Source organism: Vibrio sp. 2-Bac 85, assembly GCF_037546705.1.
In the GTDB taxonomy this organism is placed as follows: domain Bacteria; phylum Pseudomonadota; class Gammaproteobacteria; order Enterobacterales; family Psychromonadaceae; genus Psychromonas.
The window spans coordinates 58,719-85,341 of the sequence record NZ_JALAAB010000010.1; the positions used below are offsets into that span (position 1 = coordinate 58,719).

The 26,623-nt window shown below is 38.4% G+C and carries 28 protein-coding genes; 14 read left to right on the forward strand and 14 right to left on the reverse strand.

The genetic code is table 11. The features are described from left to right. Positions 1–125 precede the first annotated feature (125 nt). The 5 genes from MT390_RS11830 to MT390_RS11850 all read left to right on the forward strand — a co-directional run bounded on the left by MT390_RS11830 (position 126) and on the right by MT390_RS11850 (position 2,821). Entirely contained in the window at positions 126–416 is a 291-nt protein-coding gene (locus MT390_RS11830) for a YcgL domain-containing protein (protein ID WP_166372784.1), read from the forward strand. Beyond that, entirely contained in the window at positions 413–1,438 is a 1,026-nt protein-coding gene (locus tag MT390_RS11835; protein ID WP_240923703.1) for a lytic murein transglycosylase, read from the forward strand. Before MT390_RS11830 ends, MT390_RS11835 begins: the two co-directional genes overlap by 4 nt. A 118-nt stretch (positions 1,439–1,556) precedes the next feature. Then, complete coding sequence (locus tag MT390_RS11840) at positions 1,557–1,997, forward strand: YcgN family cysteine cluster protein (RefSeq protein WP_166372783.1); 441 nt, start codon at positions 1,557–1,559, stop codon at positions 1,995–1,997. A gap of 54 nt (positions 1,998–2,051) precedes the next feature. Further along, positions 2,052–2,402, forward strand: a complete 351-nt coding sequence (gene arsC / locus MT390_RS11845) for an arsenate reductase (glutaredoxin) (protein WP_166372782.1) — start codon at positions 2,052–2,054, stop codon at positions 2,400–2,402. A gap of 35 nt (positions 2,403–2,437) precedes the next feature. Beyond that, the gene (locus tag MT390_RS11850) at positions 2,438–2,821 is read left to right on the forward strand and encodes a DUF2069 domain-containing protein (RefSeq protein ID WP_499441326.1); all 384 of its coding nucleotides are present in this window, start codon (positions 2,438–2,440) and stop codon (positions 2,819–2,821) included. A gap of 140 nt (positions 2,822–2,961) precedes the next feature. Here MT390_RS11850 and MT390_RS11855 read toward each other — a convergent pair whose 3' ends face one another. From MT390_RS11855 to MT390_RS11865, 3 genes are all read right to left on the reverse strand, one after another. Further along, on the reverse strand, positions 2,962–3,408 hold the full coding sequence (locus tag MT390_RS11855; protein WP_499441327.1) for a hypothetical protein: 447 nt from the start codon (positions 3,406–3,408) through the stop codon (positions 2,962–2,964). Between the two features lie 192 nt (positions 3,409–3,600). After that, on the reverse strand, positions 3,601–4,329 hold the full coding sequence (gene hda, locus MT390_RS11860; protein ID WP_028869986.1) for a DnaA inactivator Hda: 729 nt from the start codon (positions 4,327–4,329) through the stop codon (positions 3,601–3,603). 8 nt (positions 4,330–4,337) lie between these two features. Continuing rightward, entirely contained in the window at positions 4,338–5,387 is a 1,050-nt protein-coding gene (locus MT390_RS11865) for a DUF8605 domain-containing protein (RefSeq protein ID WP_499441329.1), read from the reverse strand. Between the two features lie 275 nt (positions 5,388–5,662). On the opposite strand from MT390_RS11865, the gene purM reads away from it, so the two are divergent. Together purM and purN are read left to right on the forward strand one after the other, a co-directional pair. Beyond that, positions 5,663–6,703, forward strand: a complete 1,041-nt coding sequence (gene purM, locus MT390_RS11870) for a phosphoribosylformylglycinamidine cyclo-ligase (RefSeq protein ID WP_166372778.1) — start codon at positions 5,663–5,665, stop codon at positions 6,701–6,703. Between the two features lie 4 nt (positions 6,704–6,707). Then, positions 6,708–7,361 carry a phosphoribosylglycinamide formyltransferase gene (purN, locus tag MT390_RS11875; protein ID WP_499441331.1) on the forward strand — a complete coding sequence of 218 codons (654 nt, stop codon included), beginning with the start codon at positions 6,708–6,710 and terminating at the stop codon, positions 7,359–7,361. A gap of 123 nt (positions 7,362–7,484) precedes the next feature. Here purN and oppF read toward each other — a convergent pair whose 3' ends face one another. The 7 genes from oppF to MT390_RS11910 all read right to left on the reverse strand — a co-directional run bounded on the left by oppF (position 7,485) and on the right by MT390_RS11910 (position 14,552). Beyond that, positions 7,485–8,483, reverse strand: coding sequence for a murein tripeptide/oligopeptide ABC transporter ATP binding protein OppF (gene oppF / locus MT390_RS11880; RefSeq protein WP_499441333.1), 999 nt, complete (start codon positions 8,481–8,483; stop codon positions 7,485–7,487). After that, entirely contained in the window at positions 8,480–9,451 is a 972-nt protein-coding gene (locus tag MT390_RS11885) for an ABC transporter ATP-binding protein (protein WP_499441334.1), read from the reverse strand. The genes oppF and MT390_RS11885 overlap by 4 nt, the downstream gene beginning before the upstream one ends. Before the next feature lie 84 nt (positions 9,452–9,535). Next, positions 9,536–10,438 (reverse strand): oligopeptide ABC transporter permease OppC, encoded by a 903-nt coding sequence (oppC, locus tag MT390_RS11890; protein WP_166372820.1) that lies wholly within the window; start codon positions 10,436–10,438, stop codon positions 9,536–9,538. Positions 10,439–10,452: 14 nt separating this feature from the next. Continuing rightward, on the reverse strand, positions 10,453–11,373 hold the full coding sequence (gene oppB, locus MT390_RS11895; RefSeq protein ID WP_028869979.1) for an oligopeptide ABC transporter permease OppB: 921 nt from the start codon (positions 11,371–11,373) through the stop codon (positions 10,453–10,455). A 98-nt stretch (positions 11,374–11,471) separates the two neighbouring features. After that, a complete protein-coding gene (locus MT390_RS11900; protein WP_499441336.1) occupies positions 11,472–13,106 on the reverse strand; it encodes an ABC transporter substrate-binding protein in 1,635 nt (544 codons plus the stop codon). Positions 13,107–13,395: 289 nt separating this feature from the next. Continuing rightward, positions 13,396–14,076 carry an LrgB family protein gene (locus tag MT390_RS11905; RefSeq protein ID WP_499441338.1) on the reverse strand — a complete coding sequence of 227 codons (681 nt, stop codon included), beginning with the start codon at positions 14,074–14,076 and terminating at the stop codon, positions 13,396–13,398. Further along, positions 14,076–14,552, reverse strand: coding sequence for a CidA/LrgA family protein (locus tag MT390_RS11910; RefSeq protein ID WP_166372772.1), 477 nt, complete (start codon positions 14,550–14,552; stop codon positions 14,076–14,078). Before MT390_RS11910 ends, MT390_RS11905 begins: the two co-directional genes overlap by 1 nt. Before the next feature lie 86 nt (positions 14,553–14,638). Between MT390_RS11910 and murQ the strand changes: the two genes are divergently transcribed. Beyond that, a complete protein-coding gene (gene murQ / locus MT390_RS11915) occupies positions 14,639–15,532 on the forward strand; it encodes an N-acetylmuramic acid 6-phosphate etherase (RefSeq protein ID WP_499441340.1) in 894 nt (297 codons plus the stop codon). A gap of 465 nt (positions 15,533–15,997) precedes the next feature. Here murQ and galU read toward each other — a convergent pair whose 3' ends face one another. From galU to rnm, 4 genes are all read right to left on the reverse strand, one after another. Continuing rightward, the gene (gene galU / locus MT390_RS11920) at positions 15,998–16,825 is read right to left on the reverse strand and encodes a UTP--glucose-1-phosphate uridylyltransferase GalU (protein WP_299661063.1); all 828 of its coding nucleotides are present in this window, start codon (positions 16,823–16,825) and stop codon (positions 15,998–16,000) included. Positions 16,826–16,923: 98 nt separating this feature from the next. Next, a complete protein-coding gene (gene rluB / locus MT390_RS11925) occupies positions 16,924–17,796 on the reverse strand; it encodes a 23S rRNA pseudouridine(2605) synthase RluB (protein ID WP_299661065.1) in 873 nt (290 codons plus the stop codon). 228 nt (positions 17,797–18,024) lie between these two features. Beyond that, the gene (locus MT390_RS11930) at positions 18,025–18,645 is read right to left on the reverse strand and encodes an L-threonylcarbamoyladenylate synthase (RefSeq protein ID WP_166372768.1); all 621 of its coding nucleotides are present in this window, start codon (positions 18,643–18,645) and stop codon (positions 18,025–18,027) included. Positions 18,646–18,712: 67 nt separating this feature from the next. Then, positions 18,713–19,561 (reverse strand): RNase RNM, encoded by an 849-nt coding sequence (rnm, locus tag MT390_RS11935; protein ID WP_166372767.1) that lies wholly within the window; start codon positions 19,559–19,561, stop codon positions 18,713–18,715. Positions 19,562–19,897: 336 nt separating this feature from the next. Between rnm and MT390_RS11940 the strand changes: the two genes are divergently transcribed. From MT390_RS11940 to trpA, 6 genes are read left to right on the forward strand one after another with little or no spacing between them, the layout of a single operon-like run. Then, complete coding sequence (locus MT390_RS11940) at positions 19,898–21,523, forward strand: anthranilate synthase component 1 (protein ID WP_499441344.1); 1,626 nt, start codon at positions 19,898–19,900, stop codon at positions 21,521–21,523. 4 nt (positions 21,524–21,527) lie between these two features. Continuing rightward, the gene (locus MT390_RS11945; protein ID WP_499441345.1) at positions 21,528–22,151 is read left to right on the forward strand and encodes an anthranilate synthase component II; all 624 of its coding nucleotides are present in this window, start codon (positions 21,528–21,530) and stop codon (positions 22,149–22,151) included. Further along, a complete protein-coding gene (trpD, locus tag MT390_RS11950; protein WP_499441347.1) occupies positions 22,152–23,174 on the forward strand; it encodes an anthranilate phosphoribosyltransferase in 1,023 nt (340 codons plus the stop codon). Beyond that, positions 23,167–24,588 (forward strand): bifunctional indole-3-glycerol-phosphate synthase TrpC/phosphoribosylanthranilate isomerase TrpF, encoded by a 1,422-nt coding sequence (gene trpCF / locus MT390_RS11955; RefSeq protein WP_499441348.1) that lies wholly within the window; start codon positions 23,167–23,169, stop codon positions 24,586–24,588. Before trpD ends, trpCF begins: the two co-directional genes overlap by 8 nt. 21 nt (positions 24,589–24,609) lie before the next feature. After that, the gene (gene trpB / locus MT390_RS11960; RefSeq protein WP_499441350.1) at positions 24,610–25,797 is read left to right on the forward strand and encodes a tryptophan synthase subunit beta; all 1,188 of its coding nucleotides are present in this window, start codon (positions 24,610–24,612) and stop codon (positions 25,795–25,797) included. Further along, positions 25,797–26,621: a tryptophan synthase subunit alpha gene (trpA, locus tag MT390_RS11965; protein WP_499441351.1), complete on the forward strand. Its 825-nt coding sequence runs from the start codon at positions 25,797–25,799 to the stop codon at positions 26,619–26,621. Before trpB ends, trpA begins: the two co-directional genes overlap by 1 nt. Positions 26,622–26,623: the final 2 nt, after the last annotated feature.

Here is a 26,623-nt window from a genome sequence, read left to right on the forward strand (position 1 = left end):
ATTGTCCTTTCTTATTAAATCTTTATTATTTGACATAAAATTCAGCGGATTTCTATAAAAAATAAACGCTTATGCATGTTATAGTTTGCATCAACATTAGGCAAGTAAAGGGCTAGATAAGTATTATGTTATGTGCTGTATATAAAAGTATCCGTAAACCACAAACCTACATTTTTGTAGCAAAACGAGATGACTTTTCACAAGTCCCGACTGCTTTGTTAGAACAATTTGGTCCACCAAAATTAGTGACCGTGTTAAATATCACTGAAACCACCAAAATGGCGATGGCTGAAGCACCTAAGGTGATCAAAGAAGTGGCCAGATCAGGTTTTTATTTACAACTTCCACCACCTCCAGTTGATCATTTAAAGGATCATAAAAAACGTCAACAACAAAAACGGGGAATAGCGGAATGAATGTAATAAAGCAATTTTCAAATAAAATGGGGTACTTACTCAAAACGATATCTGTTTTCACCCTGTGTAGTTTCTCAGCAAGTAGTTTTGCCGTTGCAAAAGATGACATTTCCTTTATTAAATATGTTGAAAATCTTAAAGTGGAAGCCGCCGAGTTAGGGATCGATCAAACGATCATTAACAATGCTTTTGAAAAAGTAGAATTTTTGCAACGTAGTGTTTCATCTGACAAGCAACAACCTGAATTTAAGATGACCTTGGATACTTATATTCCTCGTGCGGTGCCGGATTGGAAAATAAAACAAGCACGACAAGCCTATGCTGATAACTATCATCTTTTACAAAAGATTGGTAAAGAATATGGCGTTCAACCACGGTTCATTGTCGCGTTATGGGGCATTGAAACAAATTTTGGCCGTTTGACTGGGCGTCATTACGTGATCTCTTCATTAACGACAATGGCTTATGAAGGTCGTCGTGAAGCATTATTTAAAAAACAATTATTTGCGGCCTTAACGATTTTAGAGCAAGGACATATTAGCCAAGATAAATTTATTGGTTCATGGGCGGGGGCAATGGGACAAGTTCAATTTATGCCTACCTCTTATTTGAATTATGCCGTTGATTACGATGGTGATGGTAAAAAGGACATATGGAATACACCAGGCGATGTTTTTGCTTCTGCAGCAAATTATTTAAAAACAGAAGGTTGGAATAACCAGCAAACATGGGGACGACAAGTTAAGTTACCTGCTGATTTTGATACTGAATTAGCAGGCATTAAACAAACAAAATCATTAGCAGAGTGGCAAGCTTTAGGCGTCCGCCGTTACGAGGGAACTGACTTGCCAAATGTTGATTTACAGGCATCAATTGTTATTCCTGACGATCAAAATGGACGTGTTTACTTAGCTTATAATAACTACAAAGTGCTAATGCATTGGAACCGTTCTTATTACTTTGCGACAGCGGTAAGTTATTTATCAGAACGTATTCTTTCACCACGCATCGTCGTTGAATAGAATTTAAGTAGCGCTCTTATAAGTAGAGGCTATAAATAAGTAATAAGTAATAAAATGGGTAATAAGCATTACCCATCGCAAAAAATAATAGTCGATTAAAAAGGTAAGTAGAAAACAAATGGAAAAATTTTGGGAAACAAAAACACTATCACAAATGTCACAAAACGAATGGGAATCACTTTGTGATGGTTGTGGTAAATGTTGTCTTAATAAAATAATCGATGATGAAACAGAAGAACTGCATTTCACTAATGTTGCTTGTCATTTATTACATACTAAAACTTGCCAATGTAAAAAATATGAAAAGCGTTTAAAACTGGTCCCTGACTGCGTCAAAATTTCATTGGATGATATAGAACAATTTCACTGGTTACCTGCAAGTTGTGCCTATAAATTATTAATAGAAGAAAAACCATTACCAGTATGGCATCCTTTGTTAACAGGTAGTCAATCAGCAATGCATAAAGGTGGTCACTCTATTCGTGGAAAAATTATTTCAGAAACACAAGTTGATCCTGATAATTTAGAAGACTATATCGCCATTTGGCCTGCAGAATAAATACCCAACTAAACACCGGCATTAAAAATAATAAATTATATAACAGAGGTTACTATGACAGACATCATTTTTTATCATAATCCACGTTGCTCAAAAAGCCGAGAAACATTAGCGTTAGTCGATAATGAACAAAACAATATTGAAATAATAAAGTATTTAGAAACGCCCCCTACTGTTGAGACAATCCAGACTTTGATCACGCAATTAGGTTTTGATTCAGCTCGCCAATTAATGCGCACTAAAGAAACGTTATATAAAGAGTTAGATCTTGCAAATGAAGATAATGAATCAGCATTAATTACTGCGATGCAAGCTAATCCAAAATTAATTGAGCGACCAATAGTAGTGGCTAACGGTAAAGCGGCGATAGGTCGTCCACCTGAATCTGTTTTAGCCATTTTATAGTGATATTAACAACAGCAAAAAATATAAGGCTTTAGATGAACACCGTACATTTTCAACGTCTTGCACAATGTGGGTATTTTGGTTTATTGATTTTGGTTCCAACTTGGCATTTTTATTTGTCCCCCCCCACACTAGATATTAATCCCTGGTTAGTGATGCTGATTTGGTTGATTCCATTACTGTTTCCTTTAAAAGGGATCGTTCAAGGTAACCCTTATACTTATGCTTGGAGTGGATTCATTGCTCTGATTTATGTCATGCATGCATGTGTCATTATAATGATCGATGAACAAGAAAGATGGCTAGCAGTAGTTGAACTAGTATTAGCGAGTTTATTTTTGGCAGGGAATATCTATTTTGCTAAATATAAAGGACAAGAGTTAGGGTTAAGTATTCGTAAAAAGAAAGCTAAAAAGTAACCTACTTCTTACTCCTCACCCGTACACTACAACTCTCCTGATACTTCGAGCAGCGGATAAAAAAACAAGCCATTATTATAGATTAATAATGGCTTTATCGACTCACACCTTATTTGTAACTCTTAATTCCAAGGCTTCAACTATTGACTCATTTTAGCGTTTTGAATGATTAATTGCTGCTCTTTAAAATGCATATATTCAGCCTTTGAAACCATACCATCAGCATCAGAGTCCATGTTATTAAAGACGGCTTCATTTTTAGCTGCGACTTGTTCAGCAGAGGCTGCTTTAAGCTTGTTACCTTTAGATTTGTCACCTTTAAACTTTATCAATTTTTCTGAGCTGTCCTCTACTTTATTAGCCGCTTTGTCCGTTTCAGTAGAAAAATTGCCTTTAAATTTTTTTAACTTTTCAGCATTTTTGTGTACTACTTTATCGGCTTTTTTGTCTATTACTATTGCTGAGCTATCTATTATTGAATTATCTATTACTGAGCTATCTATTACTGAACTATTGGTTTCAGTATCAGTGGCAAAAGCACCTGCTGTCATCAACACACCACAGACCAACACAACGAATTTTTTCATGTTTATGTTTCCTTGCAATATAATATGAGTAAATTCATACCAGAGAAATCAATCAGTGAAAAGTGACTTCGAGTTATGAACTGAATTCAGACAGTTATAATCCTTTTTATACTAAGTTTCATTAATTTATATCAAAATTTACTCATCTAAGTGAAAAATTTACAAAAAGACAATAATTTTTTAAGCATTCACTTATAAGCGCAACACTTCTTTAACAAAGGGGATAGTCAGTTTCCGTTTTGCTTCTAGGGAAGCATTGTCTAATTGATCTAAAGTATTCAGCAACATACACATTTCACGAGAAAGTCGGTTTAACAAAAAGCGCCCGACATCGATGGGTAAACGCATGCCTTTTAACTGTGCTCGTAATTGCAAAGCACCCAGTTTTTCCTCATCATTGAGTGATTGCAAATGATGACAAGCCCCCCACTCTAAGCGAGATACTAAATCTACCAATTCAATGCCAATTTGTTTTGGTAAATCACTGGCAGCTATCACTAAATTAGCGCCAGGTGTGCGATTATCTTTATTGTCTAACCAGCGATTATAAAAATCGAATAACGCTTTTTCCCATTCCTTATTACCTGCAATTGCATCCACATTATCAATACACACTAAAGTGATATTTTCCATATTTTCAAAAATATCTAAGGTCATACTGCGATGGTGATGTAATGGAATATAAGCAACACTATCACCACGTTCATCAACTTCAGAACATAATGCATGCAACAAATGGGAGCGCCCACTACCGGATTCTCCCCACATATAGAGTATCGGCTCACCGATACCTACCACATTATTCTTAAGGAGCGTCAACAGCTCAGCATTTTGTCCTGGATAAAAGCTTGCAAAGGTTTCATCGTCAGGAAACTTTAACGCTAATAAAGGGTATTGAAATCTTAATTCATCTTGAGGCATTAAGTACTCTACGGTTGCCAATTATAGTGAAATGGAGAAATAGTCGAACCATTACTCTCTAACTGTGAATGTGCATTTAAGGCATTTTGTAAGCTATTTAAGCCACCTTTTAATGTCACTGATATTTGTACTTGCTGTTCACTAATATTAATAACTTCAAACGTATCCACTGCATTTAATTCTTCAAGCAATGCGTTTAAACGCATTAAATGCGCCAATGAATGAATATTATTAATACTTAAAACCTGTGTTGCTTTCTGGCCTTTATTTTCTAAAATAGCAAATCGTTGTGCGTAATAATCTGCAATTTGATTGAGCATCGCCTGCATAACAGCTGTCTTATCACCCGTATTAGTTTGCTTAATCACAACTTGATTATTCTTATTTTTAGCAAGATGCTGTACTAACTCCCAACTTAATTGCCATTGTTGATTGTTTGCTTTGTTCAAATTAGCAACTACAAAATACTCGGCGTCATAACGTTGAGAAGCATCTGCCACGGTTTGATAAAAACGACCGCTGATATCTGAGGCTGAAACAGCTAATGCATCATCTAAATCGATTAATGGAAATTGGGTATCAACCCCACGTTCTAATTGAGCCTGTTGCAGCCCGCTAGCTACTGCTTCATCTTGCCGGCTCTTTATCATATCTTCAGAAGTTAAACGTTTATTTTCATCTACCAACCAAATTAATGGCTTAGGACGAGTATCACCCCAGATAGGTTGTTGCATTGCAATCAGTGCACTATTAATTTTTCGCTTATCAAACAGGGCATAGTAGAAGCGTTTTTTATTTAATTCTTGATAACCAAATTGGGCTAATAAATCATCTAAGTGCTTAGTCAGTAATTTACTATCATCCAGTTTATTAATGTTTACATTACCTGATACTTTTATTAATACTTGCTTAAGTGCTTGCTCACTTAATTGTGTTTCCGTTGCACCTTGTGCTGGGACGACACCTTGGTATGGGCTTATTTCAGGTAACGCCATACTATGCATTGAAAAAAGCATACTTATTATTACGCAGAAACGTACCAAGACATTCATTTTCATCTACTTATACAACCATTTCATTTATTACTATGCAACGGATCATAAGCAGATCTTCTACTAATGCAAGTATCCGGTAGTAAATATGTAAAAAGGAAGAAATATTAAACAATATTTCCTTAATTTAGGGGCACTTCCACCTAACTTTCATCGAAATAGACAATTCTTTTCAGAAATAATTCGACCCGTGTCATATAGATGTTAAAATGCCGACAATTTTTTACCTTAACTTTCTAAAGCGATTATCGCTTTTAACTTCTATTTTGTGGGGAATACAAGTGAGCAACCAAAAAAACTCTTTAAGCTATAAAGACGCTGGTGTCGATATTGACGCAGGCACAGCATTAGTTGAACGTATTAAAGGTGTAGCAAAACGCACTAAACGTCCTGAAGTAATGGGCGGACTAGGTGGTTTTGGCGCTTTATGTCAACTACCAACGGGTTATAAAGAGCCATTATTAGTTGCAGGTACTGATGGTGTGGGCACTAAATTGCGCTTAGCAATTGATCTTAAAAAACATGACACTGTCGGTATTGACCTTGTTGCAATGTGTGTAAATGACTTAATCGTTCAAGGTGCTGAGCCATTATTTTTCTTAGACTACTACGCAACAGGTAAATTAGATGTTGATGTAGCAGCGGACGTAGTAACAGGTATAGGTGAAGGTTGTTTACAATCTAACTGTTCATTAATCGGTGGTGAAACTGCTGAAATGCCAGGTATGTATGAAGGCGATGACTACGATATCGCTGGTTTCTGTGTGGGTGTAGTTGAAAAATCAGAAGTGATTGACGGCACTAAAGTTGCTGCTGGAGATGCACTTATTGCTGTCGCATCAAGTGGTCCTCACTCAAATGGTTATTCATTAGTACGTAAAATTTTAGAAGTATCAAAAGCCGACACCAGTGCACCATTTGGCGATTCAACGTTAGGTGATACGTTATTAACACCCACTAAAATTTACGTTAAATCAACTTTAGAGTTAATCAAAAACTGCCCTGTTCATGCTATTTCGCATATTACTGGTGGCGGTTTTTGGGAAAATATCCCACGTGTATTACCTGCTGGTAGTAAAGCGGTTGTTGACGGTAAGAGCTGGGAATGGCCTGCTATCTTCAACTGGTTACAAGAAAATGGTAACGTTGAAACGGAAGAGATGTACCGCACGTTCAACTGTGGTGTTGGCCTTATGATTGTTGTTCCTGACGCTGAAAAAGAAAAAGCGGTTGAGATTTTAAATGCGCAGGGTGAAAACGCTTGGGTATTAGGTCATATCGAAGATGCAGCTGAAGGTGAATCTCAAGTAGAGATTAAATAATAGTATGAGCAGCAAAAAAATAGTGGTACTTATCTCTGGTAGCGGTAGTAATTTACAAGCACTCATGGATAAGTTGCATAAACAGCAAATAAATAACCAGCACGTTGAAATTGTTGCAGTGATCAGCAATAAAGCAGATGCCTATGGTTTAGAGCGTGCTCGAGAAGCGAATATTCCGGCTATCTTAGTCGCTAGTAAAGGTGTTGCATCGCGTGATCAATACGACGCACTACTGGCCGCTGAATTAGAACAGTTACAACCTGATCTTATTTTGTTAGCTGGATTTATGCGTATTTTAACGTCTGATTTTGTTAATCAATATCAGGGCAAGATGCTCAATATTCATCCTTCTTTGTTGCCAAAATATCCTGGTGTTAATACACATCAACGTGCTATTGATGCAGGTGATGAGGCTCACGGCGCAACGGTACACTTTGTGACGCCAGAGTTAGACAGTGGCCCTACAGTATTACAGGCAAAAGTACCTGTTTTTGCTGAAGATACTGCGCAGGACTTAGCGGATCGCGTATTGACCCAAGAGCATCAAATATATGCCCTTGCTGCTTCTTGGTTTGTTGGTGATCGTTTAAAAATGCAAGATCAATTTGCTTATTTAGATGGTAAACAACTAGAGCAATTTGGTTACGCTGCTGATTAAGTAAATAGTTAATTAATAACGTTAGTAGTGGCAATCATTAATGCCTCTGCTATCTATCAAAAAACCGAAGCTTGCTTCGGTTTTTTCTTATTAGAAATGCTCACCAACTAACTCTTCACTTAATTAGACATGGATACAAGCCACTGAATGAGTTGAGGTGCCTTTCAGTAAAGGTTTCTCGAGACTGCATGCCACTGTTGCGATCGGACACCGTGTACGAAATACGCATCCAGAAGGTGGTGATATAGGTGACGGTAAATCCCCTTCCAACATTTGAATCACCTTAGTGCGTTCTATTTTAGGATCAGGAATAGGTACCGCAGACATCAACGCTTTAGTATAAGGATGCTGAGGATTTTTAAATAAAGAGGCAGATTCTGCCAACTCGACTTCATTACCAAGATACATCACCAATACTCGGTCAGAGATATGTTTTACCACTGAAAGATCATGTGCAATAAAAACTAGACTCAGTCTTAACTCTTGCTGTAATTCTTTTAATAAATTTACTACTTGCGCTTGAATGGAAACATCTAATGCTGAAACGGGTTCATCACAAATAATCATTTTAGGTTTCAGTATAAGTGCACGCGCTATACCAATTCGTTGACATTGACCTCCAGAAAACTCATGTGGATAACGGTTAACCAAATTCGGCAGAAGCCCTACTTTATCCATCATCTCTTTAACTTGTAATTTCACCTCTTGCTTACTTAGTTTTGGGTAAAAGGTTTGCAATGGTTCAGCAATAATATCACCAATATTCATCCGTGGATTAAGTGATGCTAATGGATCTTGGAAAATCATTTGAATATCTTTACGAGTCTCACGACGCTGAACGGCTTGCATTTTAGTTAAATCTTGACCTAACCACATCACCTCACCTTCAGTCGCCGCAACTAAACCAATAATCGCACGAGCAAACGTTGACTTTCCACAGCCGGACTCACCTACAACGCCGAGGGTTTCACCTTCAAATAAACGCACATTAATACCATCAACGGCTTTTAATTTTTCGGGTTTAGCCCAGGGCCATAAGGATTTAGAGTCGATGTCAAAATATACTTTTAGGTTATTAACATCCAGTAAGAGTTTTTTTTCCATTTTTATTTGCTCGTTCATTTCACCCAACTCTCCCAATCAGAAAAACAAGCACGTTGCCGATCGCCTGCAAATGTTATTAATGGCGGTGCTGTTTGCATGCACTCTTGAGTGACACGGTGGCAACGCTCTTGATACGGGCAACCCACGGGTAATCGTAATAAATTAGGTGGATTACCTGGAATAGTAGGTAAAACGTCATCCTCAGCATCTAAACGCGGAATAGCTTTCAACAATCCTTCTGTATAAGGATGGCTTGGTCGATAAAAAATATCATCAACAGCACCATATTCCATGGTGCGTCCTGCATACATCACCAACACTTTATCGCAACTACCAGCCACCACTCCAAGGTCATGAGTGATCATAATGATTGCAGTATTAAACTCTTTTTTTAGCTCATTGAGTAAATCCATTATTTGCGCCTGTACCGTTACATCCAGTGCGGTCGTCGGCTCATCGGCAATTAATAATTTAGGACGACATAATAATGCCATTGCAATCATAACGCGCTGTCGCATTCCACCTGAAAACTCATGTGGATACATTTTAATACGCGCTCTCGCTTCTGGGATTTTAACCGCTTCTAACATACGCACTGATTCTTCAAAGGCCTCACTTTTACTCATGCCTTTATGCAGAATCAATACTTCCATCAGTTGCTCACTCACCCTCATATAAGGATTAAGAGACGTCATTGGATCTTGGAAAATCATCGCAATTTGCTCTGCTCTGATTTTATTTAATGCAGCTTCTGGTAAGTTAAGAATCTCATTACCCTCAAACTTTGCACTGCCTTTAATTAGACCATTTTTCGCCAGCAGCCCCATAATAGCAAATACTGTTTGCGATTTGCCTGAGCCTGATTCGCCCACAATACCTAAGGTTTCACCGGGTTCCAATGAGAAGTTTAAATCGTTTACTGCGGTGACCGTGCCATCTTGAGTGCTAAACTCAACACGTAAGTCTTTGACATCTAATAAACTCATTTTTATGTCCAATAATAGTTATTTGTAGAGTGAACCGATAACGTTTATTACTATCGGTCCGTACCTATTTGTTATTGCTTTACACTATCTGTCTTTAGGGTCTAAAGCATCACGTAAACCATCACCCACATAATTAAAGCAAAATAAGGTCACGATCATAAAACAAGCAGGGAAAATCAACTGCCAAATCGCCACTTCCATCGTTTGTGACCCCTCTTGCAACAAAGCGCCCCAACTGGTCATCGGTTCTTGTACACCAAGACCTAGAAAAGATAAAAATGATTCAGTTAAGATCATGCTAGGAATTAATAATGTTGAGTACACCGCTACAATCCCTAATACATTAGGTACAATATGACGGGTGATAATTTTCCAATTACTAACCCCACTAACGTGCGCCGCTTCAATGAACTCTTTACTGCGTAAACTCAATGTTTGGCCACGTACAATACGTGCCATATCCAACCAAGCAATCGCGCCGATAGCGACAAATATTAATACAATATTTCGTCCAAAAAAGGTCACTAATACAATCACTAAGAACATAAATGGTACGGCATATAAAATCTCTAATATGCGCATCATAATGCGGTCTGTTCTACCACCTATATAACCCGATGTCGCGCCATAAAGCGTTCCAATCAATACCGCAACTAAGGCGCCTAACACTCCCACCATTAGCGATATTCGACCACCGATTAAGGTGCGAACATAAAGGTCTCTACCTAAACTATCTGTACCGAAAAGATGCAAAGCAGAAGGAGCTTCATGCAATGCATACCAATCGGTATCATCGTAAGTAAACTCCGCAAACATAGGTAAAAAGATAACGGCTAACACCATTATTGTTAATATCACTAAACTGATCATGGCCGCTTTGTTGCGCATAAAGCGAATTTGCGCATCTTTCCATAAACTACGTCCTTCAATTTCTAAGTTTTCTGAGAATTTTTCTATCGCGTCTAGATTTTCTTTTTTTGTTAACATCATTTCTGTCCCAATCAATAGCGAATTTTAGGATCAATCGCCGCGAGTAAAATATCAACAACGGTATTGAATATAATGAATAAAAAGCCAATTAAAATGGTTACGCCCATCACTAGCGAGTAATCACGATTAAATGCGGCATTAACAAATAATTTACCAATACCCGGTAAACCAAAGATGGTTTCTATCACCACAGATCCGGTGATAATCCCAACAAAAGCAGGCCCCATATAAGAAACCACAGGTAACATAGCGGGTTTTAATGCATGCTTAAGTACGATATAGGTGTAACTTAAACCTTTGGCTCTAGCGGTACGAATGAAGTTACTATTTAAAGTTTCAATCATACTGCCGCGTGTTATTCGAGCAAAAGTGGCCACGTAAAGTAACGACATACCGATCACCGGTAAAAACATATATTGAAAAGAGCCATCTAACCAACCGCCCGCGGGAAACCAGCCGAGATAGATAGAAAAAACATAAATGAGGGCAGGTGCAAGTACAAATGAGGGCATCACCACCCCGATCATGGCCGTGGACATGATCGTATAATCTATCCAAGTATTTTGCTTCAACGCAGCTATCGTCCCGACCCCGACGCCCATTATTAATGTAAATACAAAAGCAGCTGCACCGACTTTTGCTGAAACAGGCAGTGCACTAGCCACTAATTCATTGACGGTAAAATCTTTATATTTAAAAGAAGGACCAAAATCACCTTGTAACACATTAGTTAAGTAGGTCGTATACTGCTCAAATACAGATTTATCTAATCCATATTTAGCATTAATGTTTTCCATCACCTCAGGTGGGAGCGGGCGCTCCGTAGAAAAAGGATTACCCGGTGCAAAGCGCATTAAGAAAAAAGAGATAGTGATCAACACCAGCAGTGTAGGGATCGCTTCTAATATTCTTTTAGCGATGAATTTAAACATAAACGCACTCTTTCTGTGTATTAAATGACAATTAATAAATACATCAGACGATATGCTGTAGTGCTATATCGGCTGATGTGTATTATCAATTAATGAATTTACTGTTTGATATAAAGGTCTTTTGAAAAGATCTTATCTTCAGCATTATTAGTAGGGAAACCACCAACATGAGGATTAACCAAACGCGCTTTAACATATTGATAAATAGGCGCAATCGGCATATCTTTGGCTAAAAGAACTTCCGCTTCGGCATATAAAGCATTACGTTCTTGGTCATCTGTAGATAATAGTGCTTTGTTCATGATTTGATCGTACTCAGCACTCTTGTATTTAGGATCGTTTGAGCTGTTATTACTCTGCATTAAAGAAAGAAATGATGATGCTTCATTGTAATCACCGCACCACCCAGCACGCGTCACATCGAAATCACCCTGGCGACGTGTATCAAGGTACGTTTTCCATTCTTGATTTTCTAACTGCACATCGACACCCAATGATTTTTTCCACATTGATTGAATCGCAGCAGCAATTTTTTTATGGTTTTCAGATGTGTTGTATAGCAGTGTGAATTTAAGTGGGTTTTGTTTGTTAAATCCCGCTTCTGATAACAGCTCTTTTGCTTCTTGAACACGTTGCTTTTGAGTAAGTTTTCCATAAGCAGGCATTTGCGGATGAAATCCAGCAACAATTTCAGGCGTTAAGAAATAAGCCGGTTTTTGCCCCTGCCCAAGTAAAAACTTGGTGATCACATTGCGATCAATCGCATAGGAAAGTGCTTTACGAACGCGCACATCGTTAAAAGGTGCCTTAGCATTATTAAAACCATAATAGTAAGAACATAAATTACCAGGAATCGACACTGATTCCGCATGATCTTTTGCTAGACGTTTATAATGTTCATTAGGCAGTTCATTGGTGATATCAATCTCGCCAGAGAGAAAGCGATTCATTTCAGACACTTGATTTTCGATCGGTAAAAATGTCACTTTAGTTAACACCGTATGTGCATTATCCCAATAGTAGTTATTTGGTACTAATTCAATACGTTCATTAACCACCCAATTGGCAATAGTAAACGCCCCATTACCAACAAAGTTTTCCGGCTTAGTCCATTTATCTCCAAACTTTTCAATGCTTGCCTTATGCACGGGTTTAACCGTGGTGTGGCCCATCATTTTAACAAAATAAGGCACCGCTGTAGTTAACGTCACTTGCAAGGTATAAGGGTCAATCGCTTTTACACCTAGTGTTTCTTTATCAGCTGTTCCTTCGATAATTTCTTTGGCATTGACCATATTAGTCATTTCTAAATACCATGCATAAGGTGAAGCCGTAGCAGGATCAACGACACGTTTAAAGCTATATACAAAATCTTCAGCAGTCACAGGGTCACCATTTGACCATTTAGCATCTTTGCGCAAATGAAACGTAAATAATTTGTTATCGGTCGTTTCCCATGATAAAGCGACACCAGGAATAGTATTTCCCTGTGAATCTTGATTAACCAGACCTTCTAACAGATCACGAATAACATGTGATTCAGGCACACCTTCAGTTTTATGTGGGTCTAATGAAGCTACTTCGGTGCCATTGCCACGTACTAGTTCTTGTACTTTAGCCAACTGGGTACCCGCAGGCACATCCGCAGCAAAGGCAGAAAAAGAAGTACTTGCCAACGTTAAGCCAACACTTAATAAAACTGCTTGGGTAATTTTATTTTTGAGCCTTTCCATGTCATTCAACTCCTAAGTATTTATAGATAAAGGACTTATTAGGTATTAAATATTGCTTATTTAAACCACTCATACGTAGCTAATTCCTACTTAACACCTAAAAGTAAGGGAAACAAACTACCATAACGAAGCTTATTTTCCATAAAATAGATTGATTATCATGACATTTTATCGAATAAGTCAATATTTCAGGGTGTTTGTACAAAAACAAGGCAAGAAAAGAAATGATCAGTAATTAAACTCGATTTCTGATTTGTATTAAGTAGTGAATTTGAACAACCAGTGAGCATTATTCAATCAACCAATGATATAAAACCGGCATGATCAGGGCTGAAAGGATCGCACAAATAATTAACGCTATCGATGAAAAAGCCCCAGCTTCCTCATCTTCTTCTAATATTTTAGAAGTGCCTAAGGCATGAGAGGCACAACCAATTGCAACACCAACTGCCTGAGGATGCTTAATTTTACACAGCGATAAAAATGGTAGGCCAATACTGGCACCAATAATGCCGGCAAAAATAACCATCGCAGCAGTCAAAGAAACAATACCGTTAAGATGCGCACTAATTTCCATGGCAATAGGTGTGGTAACCGATTGTCCAGCAAAAGAAGCAGCGGTAACTAAATCAGCACCCAATAGCGGCATAATGTAAAATGCACAGAAAAACGCAACAAAAACAGCCAATAAACAACTGATCAAAATAAACTTAAGGCGAGCTTTGATCAATTTAAGCTGCAAATATAATGGCACTGCAAGCGCAACAATAGCAGGCTCTAATAATGCTGTGATAATAGAGGTCCCCTGCTTATATTCAGCAAAAGGAATATCAAATATTAATAACGTAGCAATCAGAGAAAATATGGTGACAAGCACAGGGTTTAATAACGCAGTCGGCTTTACTTGATACAACTTTTTAAAAGCAAAGAAAAATAATAGTGTCAGTGGAGCTGCAACATAAATAAACATTATTCCCCCTCCTTGACTAACCATTGATAACAATGCCCGACCATAAATAAAGTAAGTAACGTTGTGAAAAACAATGAGAAAACAATAACTAACCAATGTGTTGCAATTAATTCAAAATAGTTGACTAATCCGACACCGATCGGAATAAATAATAAAGCTAAATATTTAAGCACTAGGTTACCAGTAAACTCTATCCAACTTAATTTAACTAAGCCTAAAGATAATGCTAAAAATAACAGCAACATACCAAGAATAGAAGCCGGAAAAGTAATTTGAAAGTAAGTAGTAATAGCTTTTGCTAAACTTAGAAAAAGTAAAATAATAAAGCAACCTAACAGCAAAGCTAATAGGTTAAATAATAACTCAACATTTTTGTTTTTTTTATTAGACACATTCTTTACAGAGCTATCTTTTTGCTCTGCTTGACCTGCGTTTGTTTTATGATGCGTTAAAGGTGTTTTCGAAGGCTTGGTCATGATATCAATTCAACTCATTTCAGTGAGCTGTTATTATAACAACTTACGCCCCTAATGTGACAAGCAATTATAGTGAAATCCTTATTATGAGTTTATCTTTAAAACACTTTACTACCGAAAGTCGTAATCAAACCAGTGCCAATATTGATACTTTATCAAGCTTAGAGATGCTCACCATTATTAATAATGAAGATCAAAAAGTTGCACTTGCAGTGGCCAAGATTTTACCTGCTATTGCACAAGCAGTAGATACAATTCAATCAGCCTTTGCTGCAGGAGGCCGTTTACTTTATTGCGGAGCAGGCACTTCTGGCCGTTTAGGTATTTTAGATGCCAGTGAATGCCCGCCAACCTTTGGTAGCCCCGCTGAACAAGTGATAGGTTTAATCGCAGGTGGCAAACCCGCTATTTTAAAAGCGGTTGAAAATGCAGAAGATAACCTTCACGCTGGGCAACAAGATTTACAAGCCATCGACTTAAAAGAAAACGATGTTGTTGTTGGTATTGCTGCCAGTGGACGAACTCCCTATGTGATCGGTGCTATGCAATATGCTAAACAACAAGGTTGTAAGGTGATCAGTTTATGTTGTAACGAAGGCAGTAAAATGGCTGAAATTGCCGATATCGCTTTAGATGTCATTGTTGGACCAGAGGTAGTCACTGGCTCCTCAAGAATGAAGGCTGGCACAGCACAAAAAATGGTGCTTAATATGCTCACCACAGGTGCCATGATTAAAAGTGGTAAAGTATTTGGCAATTTAATGGTGGACGTACAAGCGACCAATGCCAAACTAATTGAGCGTCAAAAAAAGATAATAATGGAAGCGACAGACTGCAGCAGAGAGACAGCCGAATTGGCGCTAACCGAGTCAGGTCATCACTGCAAAACAGCGATCGTCATGATATTAACTAACACTAATGTAGAGCAAGCAACAGCAAGTCTGCAACAACATAAAGGCTTTATACGTCAATGTATTTAGTAAAATACTCATAATACTTAAAAAAGTAAACGTTGATTATAATAAGCAGCGTCCAAGAACTCGAAAAAAGATTAAAAACGAGGAATTATAAACTTGTAAACTAAAATTAATTTCTTATCTTTTCCATTAGTTTTTTGACTTAACCTTCTTCAACCTTCGTGCCTTAGTGGTTAATTGCTTTTCGCTTTTGGTTTAAGTTTTAAAAACATAAAGCAACCACGAAGCCGCTGCACTGCACAGAGGAAACGAAGAAAAATTAAAAAACGAGGAATTATAAACTTGTTGGCTAAAATTAATTTCTTATCTTTTCCATTAGTTTTTTGATCTAACCTTCTGCGCCCTTCGTGTCTTCGTGGTTAATTGCTTTTAATTTTTATTTTAAATAAAGCAAAAAAATGCCGTTCAGGTAAATGAACGGCATTATAAATAATAACTTATGAAGTTAAGAAGTTAAGAAGTTAACATTTACTCTTCGTATAAATTTTCATAAACGAAGTTTGTTGCTTCTATATAGCCCGGTACACTACCACAGTCAAAACGTTTACCTTTAAATTTATAAGCTAATACACAACCAGATTTAGCTTGTGCTAATAAAGCGTCAGTGATTTGAATTTCACCGCCTTTACCAGGTTTAGTATTTTTCAATATTTCAAAGATATCTGGCGTTAAAATATAACGTCCGATAATCGCAAGGTTACTTGGAGCTGTTCCTGGCGCTGGTTTTTCAACCATGTCATCAACACGATAAATATCATCTCTGATCACCGAACCTTTGATCACACCATATTTATGAATTTGATCTTCAGGTACTTCTTCAACGGCAACAATAGAACAACGGAACTGCTCATATAAAGCAGCCATTTGCTTTAATACACCATCACCACCTTGGTTGATGCATAAGTCATCAGCTAATACGACCGCAAACGGTTGATCACCGATTAGCTCTTGCCCTACTAAAATTGCATGACCTAAGCCTTTCATTTGACGCTGACGAATAAAAGAAAAAGTAGCAGTATCCATAATTTTACGAATATCTTTTAACTTTTCTTCTTTTGGTGTACCACTAATTTCTTTCTCTAATTCATAATTATGATCAAAATGGTCTGAGATAGAGTGCTTACCACGGCCAACCACAATCCCCATGCCGGTCATGCCCGCTTCAATTGCTTCATCGACACCAAATTCGATTAAAGGTTTATTAACCAGTGGCATCATCTCTTTTGGCATTGATTTAGTAGCAGGTAAAAAGCGTGTGCCATAACCAGCTGCTGGAAATAAACATTTTTTAATCATAATCCCTCACTTAATGAATACATTTACTTGACCTAAGTCTACTTTATCATCATTTTATAGATAAAACACGTACCATAATAGCGTTATATATTAATGAATTAGCTTCTTGTACGTGTCACTCGACGACGTTCACCGGCTTTACGATGCTGATTATGTTTCTTCACGGCACGACGAATTCTTGCTTGTGGATTAGATACTTTATTGGTATCAATGCGAACTTTAGTTTCTGTTTCGCGTGGCATACTCACTAACTTACGTAAGTAGTTCACTTCTTTCAGTGAAAGCTCCTGCCAACCACCCTGCGGTAATTGATTGTTTAGCATAATATTACCGTAACGAACACGCATCAAACGGCTAACTTGCAAACCTTGGCTTTCCCATAAACGACGAACTTCGCGCGTACGGCCTTCGGTTAATACAACGTGGAACCAACGGTTAATGCCTTCACCGCCATGTTCTTTAATATCTAAGAATTTTGCTTCACCATCTTCAAGTTGAACACCGGTACGTAAGCGGTTTAAAATTGCTTCCGTTACATCACCAAATACGCGTACTGCATATTCACGTTCAATTTGTTGGCTCGGATGCATCATTTTGTTAGCAAATTCACCATCAGTGGTAAACAGTAATAAACCTGACGTGTTAATATCCAAACGTCCGATCGAAATCCAACGAGCGCCTTTCATCTGTGGTAGACGGTCAAAAACAGTTTTACGGCCTTCTTCATCACTACGCGTACAAACTTCACCTTCGGGTTTGTTATAAACCAGAATTCGACAAACAACACTTTCTGCAGCTTGGTATTTAACAACATGCCCATCAACACGGATAACTTGATCCTGTGTCACACGTTCGCCTAATTCAACAATTTTACCATCAAGACTTACACGTCCTTCAGAGATAACTGCTTCCATTTTACGGCGAGAGCCTAATCCTGCACGGGCTAATACTTTCTGTAATTTTTCACTCATATTCTTTTCCTTTGGGTAATTCACATTATGCCAATAAATAATGTTAGCTATTTGCACTTCTATTGAGCTTCAATCACTAACCATTAATATCTTCATTAAAAGCCAACAGCAACACACTGCCAGCGGGTTTTCTTTACATTTTCATTGTAAAAACATTAATATTCATTATCCATATTAACGCACTCACAACTTGCTTTTTATTGAACAAACAGGCCGAGATACACAGCTTTAAATAAACGGTGTTAAATCTCCAGCACCTTCTCTGACAATAGTAACTTCATCGTCGGACAAATCAATCACAGTAGTGGGTGATTCACCTAAGTAACCGCCATTAATAATCAGATCGACCTGTTGCTCTAAATGATCGCGAATATCTTCGGGATCAAACTCAGTACTGGTTTTACCGGGTAAAATCAGACTGGTGGTCATCAATGGAGTACTTAATTCCTCCAATAACGCTAAGGCAATGGCATTATCTGGAATGCGAATACCAATAGTACGCTTAGCAGGATTCATTAAACGCTTTGGTAAATCCTTGGTGGATTTAAAAATAAACGTGTAAGGACCCGGTGTATTACTTTTCAGCATACGATAAGCCGCATTATCAACACGCGCATAAATAGCAATCTCAGCTAAATCTTTACATACCAGGGTGAAATTATGCTTTTTATCTATTTTTCTAATATGACAAATACGCTCTAGAGCGCGTTTATTATCAATGCCACAACCTAATGCATAACCAGAGTCGGTAGGATAAATAACCACCCCACCTTGCTCTATTATTTCAGCAGCCTGTTTCATCAATCGTTTTTGGGGATTTTCAGGATGTACATAAAAAAACTGACTCATAAGTCTCTACTACTCTTGTATCTCAATATTGATAATATTACGCTAAAAATGGCACAAAAAACGCCTTTTATTCGGTACTCTGACAAACAGTCCAATTATGCCAAACTGGCTGACAAATTTCAGGTAAAAATAAACTTTTTCCTAAATCACGCCAACGTCCAACAAAGTGAAAGTCACTGCCTTGAGAAGCTAATAAATCGTATTCTTTGCTCCACAACCCTAATTGCAAGCGCATTTGTGGTGATTGCTGCCCGATAGCCACTTCCATTGCATCACCACCAGCCGCTTTAAATGTAATCAATAGTTTTCTTAACCATTTATTCGATAAGCTATAAGCATCAGGATGGGCAAGTATTGCTTGTCCTCCTGCTGATTGAATGACCTCAATTGCATTCGCTAAATCCACCCAATCATGGGGTACATAACCGGTATTTCCGCGGCTCAAATATTTATCGAAAACTTTAGGGAAAGTAGGCGCCACGCCTATCTCGACTAAATAACGAGCAAAATGCGCGCGCGTGATAGCACCATCACCGGCCAAGGCTTTTGCCCCTTCATATACATTGTCTATATTCGCTTTCGCTAAACGACGGCCCATTTCCATGGCACGCTGTTCGCGCTTTTCTTTTTGTATTTCAATTAATTTAATTAATTCAGGGTGTTCCGGGTCAATATTGACACCTACGACGTGTATTTCATGATTCAACCAATTAGTTGTCACTTCAATACCATTAATCAATTGCAACTTTAAATTATTATCTTTAATGTATTGGCTTGCTTCAACCAATCCATCTACTGTATCGTGATCAGTAATGGCTAAAAAGTGAACTTGCCTGTTTTCAGCACGTTGCACTAATTCACTAGGCGTGAGCTGTCCATCTGAGGCTTTCGTATGAGAGTGAAGATCAATTAACATGAATATCCTAAAAACACCTTGACATTAAAAGCAGAATGCAAAAAAATAGCTTCTAATTATTACGGGACGCATAATATATGATTTTTTCTACAATTACTCTTAAAGATTCTTGGTGGCACTCATTCTCATAAGCGAGCAATGAGGTTTTTGTATATTAAATTTTCCCAACAAAACCAATTCTAAAGCTCGCATATTGCGGGCTTTTTTCATATTTGGAACCAACAAAAGTAAAACAGGTAAATTCAATGATAATCTTAAACACAGTCCTTAATTGGCGATGGCAAATCAAATAATAACTATTTCAACATTTGCTCACTAATTATTAAGGATTTAAACATGAATACTCAACACCCGATCGGCGTATTAAAAACCATTGAAGCACCCTGCAGCTACATTCAAGATTCATTAGGATTATTTCAACAAATCAGCGCGAATAGCGATAACCATTTATTGTTCGACTCTGCTGAAATAGAAAGTAAAGCGCACTTGAAAAGTCTGATACTTGTTGATGCCTGTTTGAAGATCACCTGCCAAGGTTTAGTCGTGACACTTGATACACTAACTGACAACGGCAAAGATTTACTTACTTTCATCACGCCTAAATTTTCAACACAATTGATCAGCGCACAAAGCCCTAGCCGATTGCAACTCACTTTTCCTCAATCAGATACCAGTGGCGATGAAGATCAACGTTTAAAATCTGCCTCACCAATGGATGCAATTCGCTGTTTAGTTGACCGCATTAAAAAACACTCTTCGCATTCTGAGGCATTATTTTTAGGTGGCGTTTTTGCTTATGATTTTATTGCAACCTTTGAACAGTTATTAGAAGTTGAAGACAGCGAAAACACGACTCCAGACTATGTATTCTATGTAGCCGAAACATTAATGATCCACGATCATCAAAGCAAACAAGGTGAGATTTTAGGCAGTATTTTTGGTGGCTTATATTCAGACGAAAGTAAGTTACGAATAAACAAACGTATTGCTCAATTACAAGGTTTTTGCGATAACTTCATTGCGCCAATCAATCAACAAATAACCATTGATGCAAAAGTTAGTGTTGATGTTTCCGATGCCCAATATTGCGAAATTGTTGAACAATTAAAAACCAACATCGTCAAAGGGGATATTTTTCAGGTAGTGCCCTCTCGTAGCTTCTCACTGCCTTGCCCAGATCCTATTTCAGCGTATCAAAAGTTAAAAGAAACTAATCCAAGCCCGTATATGTTTTATCTAAAAGACAGTGATTTTATTCTGTTCGGCGCTTCACCAGAGAGCGCTATTAAGTTCACTCAGAGTTCTAAAGATGTCGAAATTTATCCTATTGCAGGTACTCGCCGTCGCGGATTCAACCCAGATGGTAGTATCAATAAAGACCTAGATAGCCGCTTAGAATTAGAGCTTCGCTTAGATAAAAAAGAAACCTCTGAGCATTTAATGTTGGTCGACTTAGCGCGTAATGATGTTGCACGTATTAGTGAACCAGGTACTCGCCATGTAGCTGAACTCTTACAGGTAGATCGTTACAGCCATGTGATGCATTTAGTGTCACGCGTTGTAGGAAAGTTACGAAAAGATTTAGATGCTTTACATGCCTACCAAGCTTGCATGAATATGGGCACCCTAGTAGGCGCACCAAAAATTAGCGCTTCCAATCTAGTTCGAAAAGTAGAGAAAAAACGCCGAGGAAGTTATGGCGGTGCAGTTGGTTATATTAATGGTAATGGTGATATGGATAGTTGTATCGTGATCCGTTCAGCATTTGTAAAAGATGGTATTGCACAAGCACAAGCAGGTGCCGGTGTTGTTTATGATTCAGTGCCGCAATTAGAAGCCGATGAAACACGTAGTAAAGCGGCGGCAGTATTAAATGCGATAGCGCTCGCACACGGAACAACACTCGCGGCGGTAACCTCCGCGACAAACAATTCCAAAAATGCCAACAAGCAAGGAGAATAAGGCCATGACTATTCAAAGCAATCAAAACACAACTAAAGCAACCTTATTTTTTCTTGATAACTTTGACTCATTTACTTATAACTTAGTGGATCAGTTCAAAGCAGCAGGTTATCCGGTTAAAATTTATCGCAATAATCAAAGTGCCGAGAACATTAAAGCGCATATTGATGCCTGCGTAGGTGAAGTAGTCTTAGTATTATCACCAGGTCCTGGGACACCAAGTGCAGCGGGATGTATGATAGATTTAATCACATTATGTAAAGGTCAAGTACCTATTTTAGGCATATGTTTAGGCCATCAAGCATTAATAGAGCAATACGGCGGTGTCGTTGGACAAGCGGATGAAATACAACATGGTAAGTCGTCTCTCATTCAGCACTGTGGAGATAAAATGTTTCAAGGTTTGTCTCAGCCTCTATCCGTTGCTCGTTACCATTCACTAGTAGGTACAACCGTGCCTGATACTTTACAAACCGTGGCAGATTATAATGGCATGTGTATGTCTATTTACCACCAACAAGATAAGGTGATCGGTTTTCAATTTCACCCTGAATCTATTTTAACCTGTGAAGGTGCACAGCTTTTAGAAAACAGTCTTAACTTACTGACTGAATCGGAGAAAAATTAAATGAGCCAATATGATGTACACCCGATTTTAGAACAACTTTATCAAGGGCAGTCACTGACTGAGCAACAAAGCCAAACCTTTTTTGAACAAGTTGTATTAGGGCAGATTGACCCTATCGTATTATCGTCAGTGATCACCGCGTTAAAAATTAAAGGTGAAACACCGACTGAAATTACCGGCGCTGCGAAAGCGTTATTAGCGCAGGCTAAAGCATTTCCTCGTCCTGATTATCCATTTACCGATATCGTCGGGACCGGCGGTGATGGTTTAGGCACCATCAATATATCGACTGCCAGTGCTTTTGTTGCTGCCGCCTGCGGAGTGAAAGTATGTAAGCATGGTAGTCGTAGCGTTTCTAGCAAATCAGGTTCATCAGATCTATTAGCTGCGTTTGGTATTAACCTAGAAATGTCACCACAAACAGCACGCCAATGCTTGGATGATTTAAACGTTTGCTTTATTTTTGCACCTAGTTACCACGCAGGTATGCGTTTTGCGGGACCAGTGAGAGCCGCTTTAAAAACACGTTCGATATTTAATGTATTAGGTCCCTTAGTTAACCCAGCTCGCCCTGATTTTGAATTAATGGGCGTTTATGCGCCAGAGCTATTATTGCCGATTGCTAAAGTGCATCAACAATTGGGCATGAAGCGAGTGATGGTTGTGTATGGCAGTGGCTTAGATGAAGTTGCCTTGCATGGCAGCACACAGGTTGCCGAGTTGCATAACGGTGAAATAAAAGAATACACATTAACACCGCAGGATTTTGGTGTTGAATCTTATCCTGTCGAAAGTATTTTTGGTGGCACACCCGAAGAGAATAAAGTCATTATTGAAAAGATCTTACAGGGTAAAGGCACCGAGGCACAACAAGTCGCTGTGGCGATTAATGTCTCAGCCCTGTTAGTCTTAAATGGCAAAGCAGATAACTTTAAACAAGGAACGCAAATAGCATTAGCTAGCATGCAATCAGGTTTACCCCTTTCATTACTCAAACAACTTGCGGAGCAAAGCAATGCTTAACGACCAAAGTTTACAAGATACTATTTTAGGTAAAATTGTTGATGACAAATTAATATCAGTTGCCGCACGTAAAGTGAAACAGCCTTTAATTACCTTTAAAGATGATTTGGTGGAAAGTGACCGTCACTTTTATCAAGCATTAGATCAAGAGCACAGTGTATTTATTCTAGAATGTAAAAAGGCTTCACCATCAAAGGGTTTGATCCGTGAAGATTTTGATTTAGATTTAATTGCTAATGTTTACAAAAACTATGCATCAGCTATTTCTGTGCTCACTGAAGAGAAGTACTTCCAAGGTGATTTAGAATATATCAACAAAGTACGTGAGCAAGTAACACAACCAGTTATCTGTAAAGACTTCATTGTCGACCCATATCAAATTTATCTGGCTCGTTATTACAAAGCCGATGCTATTTTATTAATGCTCTCGGTGTTGGATGATGACGCTTACCAAGCATACCGTGATACCGCACATAGCTTAAATATGGGCGTATTAACCGAAGTGAGTAATGAGCAGGAATTGGTTCGTGCAATAGCCTTAAATGCAAAAGTAATTGGCATTAATAATAGAGACTTACGTGATCTTACTATTGACTTAAACCGTACTAAAGAACTCGCCGTTAAAATACCAAAAGACAGGATCGTTATTTCTGAGTCAGGTATTTATAACCACCAGCAAGTAAAAGAATTAAGCCAATTCGCGAATGGTTTTTTAGTTGGCAGTTCAATCATGTCAAAAAACAATATTGACCGTGCGTGTAGAGAACTGATCCTAGGTGAGAATAAAGTCTGTGGTTTAACACATGCCAGAGATGCAGCTGATGCACATAAAGCTGGTGCAGTTTATGGTGGTTTAATTTTTGTTGAGCAATCACCACGCTTCGTCGCTCTTGAACAAGCTCGTTTAGTGATGCTAGGTGCCCCTTTAAAGTTTGTAGGTGTATTCCAAGATGAAGAGATCGAACTAGTTGCTTACACAGCAAAAAGTTTAGGTTTGAGCGCAGTGCAATTACACGGTGATGAAACACCTAAATATGTTAAAGCATTATTAGCGGCGCTGCCAAAAAGCTGTGAAGTATGGAAAGCACATGGTGTTAGTGATAGCTTGCCGGCATTTGAAAAATATAATGTTAGCAAACACATAGTCGATACACGTGTTGGTGAACAAAGTGGTGGTACAGGACAAGCTTTTGATTGGTCTCTATTAACCAATGATGATAGCGAACAAAACAAGATAAATAAAAGCAAGCTGATATTAGCCGGTGGGCTTAATCCAGACAATGCACAACAAGCTGCTTTAATAGGTTGTGCAGGATTAGATTTTAATTCAGGTGTTGAATCTGAACCTGGTAAAAAAGACGCTGACAAATTAAATCGTAGCTTTGCTGCAATTCGTCGTTACATGCAACGATAAACGCTTTAGAAGGTAAAAAAAATGAAAACGTTAGACGCTTATTTTGGTGATTTTGGTGGTATGTATGTACCACAAATATTGGTTCCTGCATTAAAACAGCTTGAAACTGAATTTTTAAAAGCACAACAAGATGATGGATTTAAAGCAGAATTAGAAGAGTTATTGACTGAATATGCAGGACGCCCGACCCCATTAACTTTATGCCGTAATTTAACCAAAGGTAAAAAAACTAAATTATACTTAAAACGTGAAGATTTATTACACGGTGGTGCACACAAAACGAATCAGGTATTAGGTCAAGCATTATTAGCAAAACGCATGGGTAAAACTGAGATCATCGCCGAAACCGGCGCGGGACAACACGGAGTTGCGACAGCGCTAGCCTGTGCATTATTAGGCCTTAAATGCCGTGTTTACATGGGACAAGTGGACTGTGAGCGACAAAAACCTAACGTATTTAGAATGCGTTTAATGGGGGCAGAAGTGATTCCGGTGACTTCCGGCTCGGCTACTTTAAAAGATGCCTGTAACGAAGCATTACGAGACTGGGCAGGCAGCTATGAAAATTCACATTATTTACTAGGTACAGCTGCTGGACCGCATCCATTCCCAACAATTGTACGTGAGTACCAAAAAATAATTGGCGAAGAAGCGAAACAACAATGTTTACGTAAAGAAGGTATTCTACCGAATAAAGTCATCGCTTGTGTGGGTGGAGGCTCGAATGCCATTGGTATTTTTGCTGACTTTATTGACGATCAGAACGTCGAGTTAATTGGTGTTGAGCCAGGCGGACATGGTATCGAGACCGGTGAACATGGTTGTCCTATTGCCTGTGGTACTAAGGGCATATTCTTTGGCATGAAGTCGTTAATGATGCAGGATGATAATGGACAAATTGAAGAGTCTTACTCTATATCAGCCGGATTAGATTTCCCATCTGTAGGACCACAACATGCACATTTGGCCAAAACAGGTCGAGCACAGTATGTGAATGCAACCGATGATGAAGCACTAATGGCGTTTAAAGCATTAGCAGAACAGGAAGGTATCATCCCCGCATTAGAATCTGCTCACGCACTAGCACATGCATTAAAAATTATTGAACACGATGATAAAGAGCAAATCATTATTGTTAACTTGTCAGGCCGTGGTGATAAAGATATCTTTACCGTTGCCGATATTTTTGAAAAAAGAGGGATGATCTAATGACGCACGATTTAATGACGCAAAGATACGCACAATTATTTGATCGCCTAGCAGATGCAAATCAAGGTGCATTTGTTCCCTTCGTCACTGTCGGTGATCCAAACCGTGAGCAATCATTAAGTATTATTAATACACTAATAGAAGCTGGCGCAGATGCACTAGAATTAGGCATTCCATTTTCAGATCCCGTTGCTGATGGTATCGTCATTCAAGATGCTTCAATTCGAGCGTTAGAGGCAGGCACCACACCACAGGTTTGTTTTGAAATAATTAAAGAGATCCGTACTCAACATCCACAAATACCTATTGGTCTATTACTGTATGTGAACTTAGTTTATTGCAATGGCATAGAGAATTTCTATCAGCGCTGCAAAGAAGCCGGTGTAGATTCGATCTTAATTGCAGACGTGCCATTACATGAAAGTGCCCCATACCGTGCGGCAGCAGAGAAATTTGGTTTACAGCAAATATTTATTGCCCCACCTAATGGTGATAAAGCAACGTTACAACAAGTAGCAGAATATGGCCAAGGTTACACTTACCTATTAAGTCGTGCCGGTGTAACAGGTGCGGATGCAAAAGCAGGCATGCCCGTTGAACATATGCTTGAAACATTAGGCCAGTATAATGCACCACCATCATTGTTAGGGTTTGGTATTTCACAACCTGAACAGGTCGCTAACGCGATTAAATCAGGAGCGGCAGGTGCAATTTCTGGCTCAGCGGTGGTGAAAATAATCCAACGTAACCTTGATGATCCCGCTACAATGAAAACAGAAATGTTTGAATTTATTAGTGCAATGAAGGCAGCAACCTTCAAATAACG

What these genes read in the sequence shown, in the direction of transcription:
- trpA (WP_499441351.1), top strand. Translation starts at nt 25,797, where the DNA reads ATGACGCACGATTTAATGACGCAAAGATACGCACAATTATTTGATCGC.
- MT390_RS11835 (WP_240923703.1), top strand. Translation starts at nt 413, where the DNA reads ATGAATGTAATAAAGCAATTTTCAAATAAAATGGGGTACTTACTCAAA.
- MT390_RS11850 (WP_499441326.1), top strand. Translation starts at nt 2,438, where the DNA reads ATGAACACCGTACATTTTCAACGTCTTGCACAATGTGGGTATTTTGGT.
- MT390_RS11865 (WP_499441329.1), bottom strand. Translation starts at nt 5,387, where the DNA reads ATGAAAATGAATGTCTTGGTACGTTTCTGCGTAATAATAAGTATGCTT.
- MT390_RS11940 (WP_499441344.1), top strand. Translation starts at nt 19,898, where the DNA reads ATGAATACTCAACACCCGATCGGCGTATTAAAAACCATTGAAGCACCC.
- MT390_RS11840 (WP_166372783.1), top strand. Translation starts at nt 1,557, where the DNA reads ATGGAAAAATTTTGGGAAACAAAAACACTATCACAAATGTCACAAAAC.
- rluB (WP_299661065.1), bottom strand. Translation starts at nt 17,796, where the DNA reads ATGAGTGAAAAATTACAGAAAGTATTAGCCCGTGCAGGATTAGGCTCT.
- hda (WP_028869986.1), bottom strand. Translation starts at nt 4,329, where the DNA reads ATGCCTCAAGATGAATTAAGATTTCAATACCCTTTATTAGCGTTAAAG.
- MT390_RS11930 (WP_166372768.1), bottom strand. Translation starts at nt 18,645, where the DNA reads ATGAGTCAGTTTTTTTATGTACATCCTGAAAATCCCCAAAAACGATTG.
- trpD (WP_499441347.1), top strand. Translation starts at nt 22,152, where the DNA reads ATGAGCCAATATGATGTACACCCGATTTTAGAACAACTTTATCAAGGG.
- oppF (WP_499441333.1), bottom strand. Translation starts at nt 8,483, where the DNA reads ATGAACGAGCAAATAAAAATGGAAAAAAAACTCTTACTGGATGTTAAT.
- MT390_RS11945 (WP_499441345.1), top strand. Translation starts at nt 21,528, where the DNA reads ATGACTATTCAAAGCAATCAAAACACAACTAAAGCAACCTTATTTTTT.
- MT390_RS11900 (WP_499441336.1), bottom strand. Translation starts at nt 13,106, where the DNA reads ATGGAAAGGCTCAAAAATAAAATTACCCAAGCAGTTTTATTAAGTGTT.
- rnm (WP_166372767.1), bottom strand. Translation starts at nt 19,561, where the DNA reads ATGTTAATTGATCTTCACTCTCATACGAAAGCCTCAGATGGACAGCTC.
- trpCF (WP_499441348.1), top strand. Translation starts at nt 23,167, where the DNA reads ATGCTTAACGACCAAAGTTTACAAGATACTATTTTAGGTAAAATTGTT.
- MT390_RS11910 (WP_166372772.1), bottom strand. Translation starts at nt 14,552, where the DNA reads ATGACCAAGCCTTCGAAAACACCTTTAACGCATCATAAAACAAACGCA.
- oppC (WP_166372820.1), bottom strand. Translation starts at nt 10,438, where the DNA reads ATGTTAACAAAAAAAGAAAATCTAGACGCGATAGAAAAATTCTCAGAA.
- arsC (WP_166372782.1), top strand. Translation starts at nt 2,052, where the DNA reads ATGACAGACATCATTTTTTATCATAATCCACGTTGCTCAAAAAGCCGA.
- MT390_RS11830 (WP_166372784.1), top strand. Translation starts at nt 126, where the DNA reads ATGTTATGTGCTGTATATAAAAGTATCCGTAAACCACAAACCTACATT.
- purN (WP_499441331.1), top strand. Translation starts at nt 6,708, where the DNA reads ATGAGCAGCAAAAAAATAGTGGTACTTATCTCTGGTAGCGGTAGTAAT.
- trpB (WP_499441350.1), top strand. Translation starts at nt 24,610, where the DNA reads ATGAAAACGTTAGACGCTTATTTTGGTGATTTTGGTGGTATGTATGTA.
- oppB (WP_028869979.1), bottom strand. Translation starts at nt 11,373, where the DNA reads ATGTTTAAATTCATCGCTAAAAGAATATTAGAAGCGATCCCTACACTG.
- murQ (WP_499441340.1), top strand. Translation starts at nt 14,639, where the DNA reads ATGAGTTTATCTTTAAAACACTTTACTACCGAAAGTCGTAATCAAACC.
- MT390_RS11885 (WP_499441334.1), bottom strand. Translation starts at nt 9,451, where the DNA reads ATGAGTTTATTAGATGTCAAAGACTTACGTGTTGAGTTTAGCACTCAA.
- galU (WP_299661063.1), bottom strand. Translation starts at nt 16,825, where the DNA reads ATGATTAAAAAATGTTTATTTCCAGCAGCTGGTTATGGCACACGCTTT.
- MT390_RS11855 (WP_499441327.1), bottom strand. Translation starts at nt 3,408, where the DNA reads ATGAAAAAATTCGTTGTGTTGGTCTGTGGTGTGTTGATGACAGCAGGT.
- MT390_RS11905 (WP_499441338.1), bottom strand. Translation starts at nt 14,076, where the DNA reads ATGTTTATTTATGTTGCAGCTCCACTGACACTATTATTTTTCTTTGCT.